The following is a 12,096-nucleotide window of genomic DNA, read 5'->3' as shown; positions in this document are numbered from 1 at the left end:
ATCTGTTGACCATAATGAAGGCTTAACACCGCCCGCCTGTGCGGTGCCTGTGATGTTTTCGTGTCTCGCACCAAGGACGAAGCCTGTGTCCCTTCATCAAGCCATCGCCGCCATTCCGACGACCGCCTCTGTGTGGTTTTTGTCTGTCGTCGCCCATCGCATGGTGATTGCCGCGGCCCTCGTTTTTGCAGTCATTGCCGGATCGGGCGAGGCGGCGGCCGAAGACCGGGCACTGAAACTCTACTTCACGCATACGGGTGAGCGGGCGACGATCGTCTTCAAGCGCAACGGCAAATTCGACCAGCGCGGCCTGAACCAGATCAACCGATTCCTGCGCGACTGGCGGCGAAACGAGCCGGCCAGGATGGACCCGCGGTTGCTCGATCTCGTCTGGGAGGTCTATCGCAAGAGCGGGGCGAAGGAGGCGATCCACGTCGTCTCGGCCTATCGCTCGCCGGCGACGAACAACATGCTGCGCAACCGCTCGCGCAATACCGGTGTCGCCAAGCGCAGCCAGCACATGCTCGGCAAGGCGATGGATTTCTATATTCCGGGCGTCAAGCTTGCGACGCTGCGCGCGCTTGCCATGCAGATGCAGGTCGGCGGCGTCGGCTATTATCCGACATCGGGCTCACCCTTCGTGCATCTCGATGTCGGCAATGTGCGCGCCTGGCCGCGCATGTCGCGCCAGGAGCTTGCGCGTCTGTTCCCGGACGGGCACACGATCCACCTGCCGGCGGACGGGCGGCCGCTGCCGGGCTATCAGGTGGCGCTTGCCGAGCGCAAGAGGGGCATCCGCACCGCACCGATCGAGATTGCCGCAAGCGAGGATGAGGATGACGATACGCCAGCAACGCCGACAATAGCGGCATCGAGCGCGCTGGCGGCACGTGCGGCTCTGCCGGCGAAGACGCCCGATCCGGTGGTAACCGGAAGCCTCGTCACAGCCATGCTGCCGACGCCGCAGAAGCGGGCCGAGATCGGATTGGCGCCGCAACTTGTCAAGCCCGAGGACAGGGCGGTTGCCGACCGCGCCTTTGCCGATCTTGCGTCACTCACCGTTCCACTCCCGGTGCTGCGGCCTGTTGAAATCGAGGCCGTGGAGAGCGAGACGCCCGCACCCGTGCCCGCGGTCGCGCCGGTACTGGCATCCGTCCAGCCGGCCGCAGCCGATTTCACGCGCTTCGTCGTCGGTCGCAAGCCCACCAATACTTCAGATATCGCCGACCGGCTGGCCCATCCCGCACCGACAGCCGAGCAGATCGCGATGTTGCCGGTTTCCGCGTCGGCAAATGTCGCGGGCGGCGTCGGCGAGATGTCCGCACGAGCGCTGATTGCCTGGGCGGTGCGGTCGCCGGAAACGCCAGTTGAACTTACGGCGCCTGCTATGATCGGCAACACTTATCCAAAGGGTGTCGGCAAGGGCAGAACAGTTGCCTCAGATGCGGCTGGAACCGGCTTCATGACCAGCCGTTTCGGCAGCGAGGGTTGAATCCAATAAGCTCTGTGGTAGTCGCCCTATAAAAATAGGGGCAGATTGACTTTCAATCAAATGCGATGATAACCTCTGTCATACAGAAAAATTGAAAGATGTGACGATGACCATCCCGTTTCGCCGTCCCATTCCTCTGCTCGACAATGACGTGCTGCGCACCTTCGTCGCCATTGCAGAGACCGGTAATTTTTCCACTGCGGCCGAAGCCGTCTTCCGCACCCCATCAGCCGTTTCCATGCAGATCAAGAAGCTCGAAGAGCAGCTGGGCGTCATGCTGTTTCGCCGCGATGCGCGCTCGGTGACGCTGACGCAGCACGGCGAAATGCTGCTGTCTTATGCGCGCAACATCCTGGCGCTTTCCAATGAGGCGGTGTCGCGCTTCATCATGCCCGAGCTCAGCGGCGTGGTACGTCTCGGCGCGCCGGAGGATATCGGCGAGCGACTGCTGCCGCAGGTCCTGAAGAGCTTCGCGCAGACCTATCCGGGCATCATGGTCGACGTGACGATCGACATGAGCATCGGCCTCAAAAAGCGGATGGAGGAGCAGCGTCTCGATCTCGCCCTCATCAACTGCGCTACGCGGCCTTTCCCCACCAACGGCGAAGTCGTCTATCGCGAACGGCTCGTCTGGGCTGGCGCCAAATGCGGCTCGGCGCATCGGCGCGACCCGCTGCCGATTTCGATCTGGGAAGACGGCTGCATCTGGCGGCAAGAGGCGATCACCCAGCTCGAGCGCAACAGGCGGCCCTATCGCGTCGCCTATCTCAGCGCCCACACGATGGCTCAGCGCGCCGCCGTGGTCTCCGATCTGGCCATCGCGCCGCTGCCGCTCTCGTATATCGGCGAGGACATGGCGATCCTTGGCATTCAGGAAGGCCTGCCGGAACTGGGGTCTTTCGACATCCAGCTTTTGACCGCATCGCAGATGACGGGGCCGATCGAGACGGTTGCCGACAGCATCCGGGCATCCTTCGCCGAGAGATCGAAAGCGGCCGCCGCCTGAATTCGGTTAGCCGGTGAACTTTTCGCTCACGAATGCGTTATCCCGCCCGGACGGCTTCAGCCGTTCGGGGTTGATTTCACAAAAGGATTTCGCAAATGACGACCACGGGTAAAATCGCATCCGCCTTGATGATCCTTCTTGCGCTCTCTTCCTGCGCCAACACGATCAAAGGCATGGGCAGGGATACGGCAAATGCCGTCAACGCCACGCAGGATGCCGGCCGCAGTGTCGACCGCGCAGCGAAAAGATAATTAGTTTCAGATTTTTGAAGTCGGATAGGCTTTTTCGAGGCCGCCGGATCGGGTCAGCCCGGTCCGGAATGCGGCATAGGCCGGGTGCTGGCTGGAGCGTGCTGCTTCCATCAACCTGATCTGCAGCCGGTCCGGTGCAGCTTCGCCGATCCACTTGCCGAGCGTTTCGAGCTTCAGCGAGTTGAGAAGACGCGCGGCGGCGGCGAGATCGAGATGCCGATAGAGGCCCGCGAGCAGGTTATCGTCCTGCATCGGATTTTCCATGAGCAGCGACAGGTAGGATTTGTCGGTTTCCGAGAGCACCGCGAGTTTTTCCGCGACAGTATCGCGATCGGGAAAGGGCACCGTGCCAGTCATAACGAATCGTCCAGTCCTTATTGTCAGAAAGGCTTATAGACTGGCCTTGACCTTTTCGGCTACATCGGCCGGAATCCAGCGGCTCCAGAGTTCCTCGTAATTCTCGAGGAAATAGAGGGCCGCATTCTCGTTGTCCTCGCCATTTTCATCCTGCCAGGCGAGGACTTGGCTGATGGTTTCGTTATCCCAGCTGCGGGCTTTCAGGTAGGCGATGACGGGGCCGGCGCGGTCGGCGAAAGCCCCGGTCATCAGCGTAAAGGCCTGCGACACCGGGTAAGCGTTCAGCTTGGGATTGGCGCAATGAGGCACCGAGGTGCAAGCATCCCATTCGGCTTGATCGTGCGGCACACCGAAGCCCAGCTGTTTCATGTCGTATTTGCCGATGACTGATGTCGGCGACCAGTAGTAACCAAGCCAGCCGACCTTGTTTTGGAAGGCGCGGGCAATGGAATCGTCGAAATCGTCAGGGGTCCTGCTGTCGATCAGCGTAAAGCCGAGCTTATCGGCATCGAGCGCCCTGAAGAGATTGGCGGTCGAGATCTCGCAGGCCCAGGCTTCTGGGCAGTTGTAGACAGCGGCGCGCGAAGGGTCGTAGGTATCGGGAAAGAGTTCCGGATGCTTCAGCGCGTCCTGCACGGAGAGGATATCCGGATTTGCGTCGGCGATGAATTTCGGAATGTACCAGCCTTCGACCGCGCCATCCGCCAGAATTTCGGCGCCCTTGACCAAACGCCCGGCGCTGATGGCGGCGTCGAGTTGCGGCTTGACCGCCTTCACCCAGAATTCCGAGGCGATATCAGGCGTGCCGCTGCCGCTCATGGAAGCCAAGGTCGGCAGCGTGTCGCCATCGACGATGGTGACGGAGCAGCCGTAGCCCTTTTCCAGGATGTATTTGTCGAAGCTCGCGGCAATGGCGGCAGAGCCCCATCTCATCTTGGCGATCGAGACTTTGCCGCATCCGGCCGCTTGCGCCTCTGCAATACCGGCATAAAGACAGGCGGCAAGGATGAATGACGTGAAAAATGCCTTCATTATGCTTCCCCGAATTTTTATATGATCGACCGCGGCATGCGCCGGGAGTAACTAGCCGGCATATCTCTGCGCCGCTTAAACTGCCGATCGCCCGGACGGAATATGGCTCGATCGGGTTTTCCCGTCTGCGGCGCCGTTCGTCTGGCTTCCGGCGGCTCGTCCCTGGCCATTTCTGTCGATGGCTCATCACGAGCAAACCTACGGATTTACCACCAGAAATCAACTCTCTTTTCCAGGTTGCAATCTTACTAAATTATTGAATCTGAATAATTTATGCCGGCATTCCTCGATGTGGCCATTTTGGGTGCGATTGGGCGGAAATGCATGTCTGCGGAGAGGGCTGGAAGCGGTTCCATCAGCGGCAGCTTCGAAAAGTTCAAAAAAAGTCGAAATTCACATCCGGCTGGGCCTTCAATAACCATCCGGTAAGAATGTGCCGTTATCTGTTGATGCGCAGCGGGGAGAACCGCTGCTTTTCCGGATCAGGTATTGCGTCCCGGAAAACGCGAGCTTCATCGTGTAGGGGTGAAGACGCCAGCGTTTACGGCAAACCGCGTAGGGCTTTATCGCCTGATCGCGGTTTTCGCATTTCCGGGCCTCTGTTGACCCGTCCTCGGCCCGCATGTAGGCCTGCGGGAAATGCTTCACGGATGACGCCAATGACCAGAGCCATCATGCTGCAGGGAACCGGCTCGGATGTCGGCAAGACGGTGCTGGTGGCGGGGCTTTGCCGGCTGGCGGCCAATCGCGGGCTGAAGGTGTTGCCTTTCAAGCCGCAGAACATGTCGAACAATGCGGCGGTTTCAGACGACGGCGGCGAGATCGGGCGGGCGCAATGGCTGCAGTCGCTTGCGGCCCGTACGCCATCATCGGTGCATATGAACCCGGTGCTCCTGAAGCCTCAGTCGGAAAACGGCAGCCAAATCATCGTGCAGGGCAGGGTGTTCGGGCAGGCAAAGGGGCGCGACTACCAGCGGCTGAAGCCGCAGCTCATCTCTTTCGTGCTGGAGAGTTTCGCCAAGGTGTCCGAGGGGGCCGACCTCGTCATCGTCGAGGGGGCAGGCTCTCCCGCCGAAATCAATCTCAGGGCCGGCGATATCGCCAATATGGGCTTTGCGACGCGGGCGGATGTGCCTGTCGTCCTCGTCGGCGATATCGATCGCGGCGGGGTTATCGCTTCGCTGGTCGGCACGCATGCGATCCTCAGTGAGGGAGATCGCAAGATGATCTCGGGTTACATCATCAACAAGTTCCGCGGCGATGTAAGCCTGTTCGACGACGGCATTGCATCCATCGGGCAGTTCACCGGCTGGCCCTGCTTCGGCATCGTGCCCTGGCTGAAGGCGGCCGGGCGGCTGCCTGCCGAGGATTCCGTCGTACTGGAGCGGCTGGTGAAGGGCGAGCAAGGGGCGCTGAAGATCGCCGTGCCGGTACTGCCGCGCATTGCCAATTTCGACGATCTCGATCCGCTGCGGGCCGAGCGTGGCGTCGAGCTCGTCTTCGTGCGCGCTGGCGAGCGGCTGCCAACCGATGCCGCGCTCATAATCCTGCCGGGCTCGAAATCGACCATATCGGATCTTGCCGATCTCAGGGCGCAGGGATGGGACCGCGACCTTGCCGTCCATGTGAAGCGCGGCGGCCGGGTGATCGGCATTTGCGGCGGGTACCAGATGCTCGGCCGCAAAGTGTATGACCCGCTCGGCATCGAGGGTACGACGACAGAGATCGAAGGGCTTGGCCTGCTTGATGTCGAGACGGAAATGGCGCCTGAGAAGACGGTGCGCAACAGCTCTGCCCATTCGGCGGAATATGAGGTGCCGCTGTCAGGCTATCAGATCCACCTCGGTGTCACGCAAGGGGCTGATTGCGCGCGGCCGGCGGCGATAGTGGATGGATCGGCCGACGGCGCGGTTTCGGCCGACGGCCGTATCATGGGCACCTATCTGCACGGCCTCTTCGGCAGCGACGCCTACCGCGCCCGGCTGCTTCAGAGCTTTGGCCTCTCAGGCGAAGGCAGCAATTATCGCGAGAGCGTCGACCGGGCGCTCGACGAGGTCGCAACCGGCCTGGAGCAATATCTCGACCCGTGCTGGCTCGCAGGGCTGCTCGGCTAGGCCGGATGTGCGCGCGTTCATCAGCGTCGTTCACCTATTGCCAAATTAGTTGACTGAGTCCATTAATTGTTCCGATGCAGCCGGTCGAGAGCGATGAAAACCATGAGCATACTGGATAGATTTTCACTGGCGGGCCAGGTGGCGCTCGTGACCGGCGGCGGCCGCGGCCTGGGCTTCGAGATGGCACGCGCACTTGCCGAGGCCGGCGCGCATGTCATCATTACCGGACGGACGGCGGCGACGCTGGAAGATGCCGTAAGGACGGTCCGCGCCGCCGGCGGCACGGCGCAGGCGGCCGCGTTCGACATCGTCGACCGAGAAGCCCAGCGTGGGCTGATGGCCGACATCGAAAAGCTCCATGGCCGTCTCGATATCCTGATCAATAATGTCGGTGCCCGCGACAGGCGGCCGCTGGCCGAATTCGACGACGATGCCATCATCGAATTGCTGCGCACCGATCTCGCGGCTGCGACGACGCTCTCGCGGGATGCCGCCGCGCTGATGAAGCGGCATAATCATGGCCGCCTGATCGCGGTGACCTCGATCAGTGGCCATGTCGTCATGCCCGGCGACTGCGTCTATCCGGCGGCCAAGCAGGGCCTGACCGGCCTAATGCGCGGCATGGCGGTCGAGTTCGGCCCGCACGGCATCACCAGCAACGCGATTGCACCCGGCTGGTTCGCCACCGAGACGAATGCCGCTATGGCTGCGAACGAGGAACTGATGCCCTTCGTGCGCCAGCGCATTCCGGTCCAGCGCTGGGGCCGCCCGGATGAGATCGCCGGCGCGGCGCTGTTTCTTGCGAGCAGTGCTGCCTCCTTCGTCAATGGGCATGTGCTGACCGTGGACGGCGGCATGACGGTCAGGATGTGAGCGGAAATGTCCGCCACGATCCTAGCGGCATTTGTGCTGCTTCTACTCTGAACGTGTGGAGATTGGTTCAGGAGGCGGTTCTTCCGATGTTGCGGATGAGGTCCGGGCGAGGACATTGCCGATATCGGTCAGGAACGTCAGCAGCAGATTAAACTCGGCCTCACTGTAGGTCTCCAGCAGTGCGGCCATCGCCTCGCCATGCTCCTCATAGAGCGAGCTGGCGCGTGCCGAGGCCTCGGGACAGGCAACCAGGACAAGGCGGCGCTTGTCCGTCTTATCGCGTCGCCTGACGACGAAGCCGGTCGCCTCGAGCTTGTCGATCAATCCGCTGACCGTTCCGACCTTCAACCCGACCTCGCGCGACAGGGCCGTCATGGACAGCGGGCCGAGTTGCTCCAGCAGACGGAAGCACTTGAATTCGGTGCCGGTCAAACCAACCTTTTCGGCCATCTTCTGATGGAACAGCACGAGCCTGGCCGAAAACAGCTGGACCGTCGGAATGTAGCGCGCGAGGCGGCCGGTTGACTTTTGCGGCAAAACGTTTAGATCTCCGAACTAATTGTTTCGATATTCTAAGTAATCGTCGGCGTCATGTCGATACTCTCGCATGGCTGTCCGGCCCTGTCAGAGGCAGAGATCGATGAGCGCGTATTTCATTCTCGAAATCCATCCCGATATCGAAGATCAGGCGATCGATGATTATCTCGCATGCATATCACCCGACGTGGCGTTCCATGGAGGCAACGTCCGATCCTGTGGAGGCAAGGTCCAGGCGGTTCAGGGAGACCGTCAGATGAACAGGCTCGTCATCATCGAATTCCGCACCGCCTCCATCGCGCGCGAGTGGTATGACGAGGTAAAACAGGCGAATGAAGATGATGCCAGGTATCATTCTCTGCGTGCCTGCCCGGCGGTCGTCGTCGCTGGACTCGATGGCTAGCAACTTCAGCCGGCGCGGCGATCTCCTGACGGTGCGGCGGCGCGGTTCGGAAACGCCGCCCATTTGCCCGATTTCGCGATCATAGGATTGTGACGGTCCATGTGGAGATTCCAAAATTAGCGATCATATTCATTGGCTTATAGAGCAGGGAATCACGAGCGAGCATATTGGCGACCTCGTTGCAGGCTTGTGCGAGCGGCTGATCGCGGAGGGCTTTCCGATCTGGCGGGCCAGTATAACGATGCCGTCCCTTCATCCGATGTACCGCGGCGTCTCAGCCAATTTCGTGCGAGGTGGGACAACGACCATCGAAAATTCCGAACACGGCGGGATCGAAGAGCGCAACTTCGAGAGAACGCCGACATTCCATCTGCTGAGCCGCGGTGAAAGAAAGGGGCGCTGGAATTTGGCGGACGGAGAGGGGCTCGAGTACCCGCGGCTCAAGGAATTCGCGCTTGCCGGAGCCACCGATCACGTGGTCAGCATTTTCGAGTTTCCGAAGGAGGTCGCGTTGCGCGGCTTCAGCCTGGCGCTGACCAGCGACGCATCGGGTGGATTTTCCGACGAGCAGCTGACGACCGTCGCAGAGCTTATTCCGGCTCTGGGGCTTGCCTGCTACCGCATGGCTGCATCGAAAACCGCTGCCGATATTCTGGCTGTCTACACGGGCGCCAGGACAAGCGCACGCATCCTTGCGGGCGAGGCCCAGAGAGGCAAGGGCGGATCCATCAATGCTGCGGTCCTGCTTGCGGATCTCCGGAATTTCACAGCATTGACCGAGGTCTATCAGTCGAGCGAAATCGCCGGGGTTCTGGACGCACATTTCGAGTTGATCGGCAGGCATGTCGAGGAAAATTCCGGGGAGATCCTCAAATTCATGGGCGACAGCGTGCTGGCGATCTTTCCGATCGGCAGCGGGGAAGGGGATGATCCCGAAAAGGCTTGCCGTGCAGCGCTCGCCTCGGCCCGGAACATGCTGAAGGCCAACGAGGTGCTGAACCGGGAGCGGACAGGCAAGGGTGGGCCTGACATCGGTGTCGACGTCGTCCTGCACCTCGGAGAAGTGTTTTACGGAAATATCGGCGCCCGCGGCAGGCTCGACTTCACCGTGATCGGCAGGGCCGTCAACGAGGCCTCGCGGATCGAGAAGCTCTGCGGCGAACTCGGCCAGCCGCTTCTGATGTCGGAAAGCTTCGCGGCTGCCTGCGGTGTCGCCTGCGAACGTCTGGGATCGTTCGAGTTGCGCGGCGTTTCGAGGAAGGCCGACGTGTTCAAGCTCGCGGATCCGATTGTAGCATCCGCTCGAAAATCGGTGGCAAAAGCCTCAGATCTCGCCTGACACCTCGCGGCGCCGGCGGTCGAGTTCTTCGCTGTAGCGGCGCAGCGTGTGGCTTTCGCTGAGCTGGCCGACCACCTTGCGCTCGATGAGGTTGTTGACGACGGCGAGCGCTTCGCTTTCCGTCTTGTCGAAGATTGCGGCCGCCTGTTTGGCGTTCATCTGCGGCTGCAGGAAATCGTTCTTATAGCGGATGAAATCGCCGAGATTCTGGGCTTCGTCCTGCGCGCTGGTGGGGTTGGCGTAGATTTCCGGCACGAGCACGAGGCCGGCATATTTGTCACCCTCATCGACGAGGATGACGCGCTGCGTCGAGCCGATGGGGAAAGCCTCCTTGAACGCGTCCAGCGTTATCCCGAGTTTTGCCGTCTTCACGTCTGAACGCATTAGCTTGTCGACGGTGAGATTGCGGATCCAGCCGACATCATGGGCGCTGCGGATGCTTTCGCCGCGCAAGTGAAAGCGCCATGTGGCGAAGGAGTAGCCGAAGGTCGTGCGCACCACGAGCGAGGAGGTGATGACGGCGGCGAGCACCAGAGCGGTGATCGGAAAGTCGCCGGTGATCTCCAGCGCCAGGAAGGTCATTGTCAGCGGCCCGCCGATGACGGCGACGGCGAGCGAACTCATGCCGACCACGGCATAGATTACGGGCGTCAGCGTCGCATCGGCGAAATAGGGGGCGGAATAGGCAAAGAGCTTGCCGAGCAGCGCGCCCATGAAAAGCGAGGCGAAGAACAGGCCACCCCTGAAGCCGGAGCCGATGGAGACGGCGGATGCCACCGATTTCAGAAGGAAGAGGCCGATCAAAGCAGGAATCGTGATCTCGTGGGAGAGGTTCAGATGCAGCGCGCCGTGGCCGGCGGCCAGCACCTGCGGCGAGACCAGCGCCAGCAGGCCGACGACGATGCCGCCGAGCGCCGGGCGGAAGGGCAGTGCGATGGAGCTCTTGCGCGCCAGTTCCTCGACGAAGGAGACGCCTTGCATGATGAGGATGCCGACGCCGGCGCAGAAGGCGCCGAGCGCGATGGCCGGCACGTAGTCCGCCGGCTGGACAGCGCCGAAACTGCCGACATCGATAATGAAATCGCTGCCGGCAAGAAGGCGCGCAACAAGGGTTGCGACAAGCGCCGAGACGACGACAGGCGTTAGCGAGATGATGGTGTAGGTGCCGATGATCAGCTCGAAGGCGTAGAAGGCCCCGGTCAGCGGCGCGTTGAAGGCGGCAGCAATCGCACCGGCCGCGCCGCAGCCGACGAGGACGCGCATGTCAGCGCGGCGCAGCTGCAGTTTCAGGCCGAATTTGGAGGCGATGCCGGCCGCAAGCTGCGTATAACCGGCTTCCAGGCCGACGGATGCGCCGAAGCCGTTGGAAACGAGGTTCTGGATGGCGACGAGGATGCTGTCCGTCAGCGAGAGGCGGCCGCCGTGCAGGGCATTGGCCTCGATCGGGTCGACCATCGGCTTCTTGCGCCATTTGGCGAGAATGAAGAGCAAGAGGCCGAGCAGCATGCCGCCGGCAACCGGGGCGGTCATCAGTAGAAACTTGCTGTCGATCTGCGAGGCGCTGAGCCTCGTCGTGCCGTCTATGCCGAAGATCAGGCTGTGCATCTCTTCCGAGACATAGCTCATGGCAGTGACTGCAAGCCCCGATACGATGCCGACAAGCGCGCCGGCAAAGACCATGCCCACCTCGCTGTGGCGAATGAGCGCGCGCAGGCGTCCCGGATCGAAGGCTGTGCCAAGAGGGCCGAGGCGGCGAATATCCATTCGGGAGAGCATCATGGGGAAAGTAGGCGGCAGGAGTGGGGGTCAAGGGCGGAGCCGGCATCCGCATGGGCGGCAATTGCGGCAAAATACCGACGGAGGCGTAAAGTTTTTGTGACGTAAGCCTTTGATTAAAGACGACAATGTGGGTCGTGTAAGTCGAGATGAACATGAGCGGGACGTTGCGCGGCAATTGACATGGGGGTTGCACGCGCTTAACCATGGATCCACATAATGGATGGTTCCGGATCGGCCTCACGCCTTCCGGATGAAAAGGGAATGTGACGGGGCGGACCCAAGCAGGGCGCCTTCATCACAGCCGACCCCGCGACTGTAGAGCAGTCAGGGTCTTCCGTCCGGTATTTCGACTGCTGCGCTGACGGTCTTGCATTCTGCAAGCGGGCAAGGGGGAAGAAGTGCCGGAAAAGCCACTGGAAATGCATCGTGATCAGCCGGGGCAGGACGCCTCTCTTTCTACGAATCGTCCGTCCTTTCACGAGATGCAGCCGGGAAGGCGAGGCAGATCCGCTGGCACGATCAGGGGCGACCGGAAACGGTCTGCCCCTGTCGCGGCTGAGAACTGCGAGCCAGGAGACCTGCCATCTGTGCCGGGCATAATGCCCAATTGGGCGTTTTGCCCGCTGCCAGCACGGAGGTTGTCTTGGCTGAAGGATGTTATTCAGCGCTGCCTCCGGTGGTGCGTATAAGAGATCGTCGGCCCGGAGCTCGAAATGATGGAGCCCGGGTGCCTGTCATTGGACGTCAGCCGGCGCGTGTTTTCCTCTCCTCCCTCATTCCTGTGCTTGTCACAGGAATCCAGCGTGGCCAAGTCCTTGGACACACTAGACTCATTTCACATTGGCATGGATTCATTCACGGCGCAGACGCGCCGTGGCTGGATTCCTGTGACAAGCACAGGAATGAGGGAAGT

11 protein-coding genes and 1 riboswitch are annotated in these 12,096 nt (G+C 61.3%); of the genes, 7 read left to right on the top strand and 4 right to left on the bottom strand.

Going from position 1 to position 12,096, the window contains the following annotated elements; genetic code table 11:
• Positions 1-85 precede the first annotated feature (85 nt).
• From FHT92_RS11525 to FHT92_RS11515, 3 genes are all read left to right on the top strand, one after another.
• Complete coding sequence (locus FHT92_RS11525; RefSeq protein WP_183825050.1) at positions 86-1,492, top strand: DUF882 domain-containing protein; 1,407 nt, start codon at positions 86-88, stop codon at positions 1,490-1,492.
• 106 nt (positions 1,493-1,598) lie between these two features.
• Positions 1,599-2,498 (top strand): LysR family transcriptional regulator, encoded by a 900-nt coding sequence (locus tag FHT92_RS11520; RefSeq protein WP_183740407.1) that lies wholly within the window; start codon positions 1,599-1,601, stop codon positions 2,496-2,498.
• Positions 2,499-2,593: 95 nt separating this feature from the next.
• Positions 2,594-2,749, top strand: a complete 156-nt coding sequence (locus FHT92_RS11515; protein WP_183740405.1) for an entericidin — start codon at positions 2,594-2,596, stop codon at positions 2,747-2,749.
• Positions 2,750-2,755: 6 nt separating this feature from the next.
• On the opposite strand, the gene FHT92_RS11510 is transcribed toward FHT92_RS11515, so the two are convergent.
• Positions 2,756-3,106, bottom strand: a complete 351-nt coding sequence (locus FHT92_RS11510) for a hypothetical protein (protein ID WP_183825047.1) — start codon at positions 3,104-3,106, stop codon at positions 2,756-2,758.
• Positions 3,107-3,139: 33 nt separating this feature from the next.
• Complete coding sequence (locus FHT92_RS11505; protein ID WP_183825044.1) at positions 3,140-4,138, bottom strand: glycine betaine ABC transporter substrate-binding protein; 999 nt, start codon at positions 4,136-4,138, stop codon at positions 3,140-3,142.
• A 659-nt stretch (positions 4,139-4,797) separates the two neighbouring features.
• On the opposite strand from FHT92_RS11505, the gene FHT92_RS11500 reads away from it, so the two are divergent.
• Entirely contained in the window at positions 4,798-6,252 is a 1,455-nt protein-coding gene (locus FHT92_RS11500; RefSeq protein WP_183825041.1) for a cobyric acid synthase, read from the top strand.
• 102 nt (positions 6,253-6,354) lie between these two features.
• A complete protein-coding gene (locus FHT92_RS11495) occupies positions 6,355-7,125 on the top strand; it encodes an SDR family oxidoreductase (protein ID WP_183825038.1) in 771 nt (256 codons plus the stop codon).
• Positions 7,126-7,167: 42 nt separating this feature from the next.
• On the opposite strand, the gene FHT92_RS11490 is transcribed toward FHT92_RS11495, so the two are convergent.
• Positions 7,168-7,662, bottom strand: coding sequence for a MarR family winged helix-turn-helix transcriptional regulator (locus FHT92_RS11490; protein ID WP_183740394.1), 495 nt, complete (start codon positions 7,660-7,662; stop codon positions 7,168-7,170).
• Positions 7,663-7,765: 103 nt separating this feature from the next.
• On the opposite strand from FHT92_RS11490, the gene FHT92_RS11485 reads away from it, so the two are divergent.
• Both FHT92_RS11485 and FHT92_RS11480 read left to right on the top strand, forming a co-directional pair.
• Entirely contained in the window at positions 7,766-8,065 is a 300-nt protein-coding gene (locus FHT92_RS11485; protein ID WP_183740391.1) for a DUF1330 domain-containing protein, read from the top strand.
• A gap of 241 nt (positions 8,066-8,306) precedes the next feature.
• A complete protein-coding gene (locus FHT92_RS11480; protein ID WP_246735239.1) occupies positions 8,307-9,404 on the top strand; it encodes an adenylate/guanylate cyclase domain-containing protein in 1,098 nt (365 codons plus the stop codon).
• Here FHT92_RS11480 and FHT92_RS11475 read toward each other — a convergent pair.
• Positions 9,390-11,180 carry a chloride channel protein gene (locus FHT92_RS11475; RefSeq protein ID WP_183826235.1) on the bottom strand — a complete coding sequence of 597 codons (1,791 nt, stop codon included), beginning with the start codon at positions 11,178-11,180 and terminating at the stop codon, positions 9,390-9,392. The two genes, FHT92_RS11480 and FHT92_RS11475, sit on opposite strands and share 15 nt — an antisense overlap.
• Before the next feature lie 207 nt (positions 11,181-11,387).
• Positions 11,388-11,784, top strand: a riboswitch (cobalamin riboswitch).
• The last annotated feature ends 312 nt before the right edge of the window (positions 11,785-12,096 follow it).

The sequence above is a fragment of the Rhizobium sp. BK377 genome (assembly GCF_014193935.1).
In the GTDB taxonomy this organism is placed as follows: Bacteria; Pseudomonadota; Alphaproteobacteria; order Rhizobiales; family Rhizobiaceae; genus Rhizobium.
This window is presented reverse-complemented; position numbering and strand designations above follow the sequence as displayed.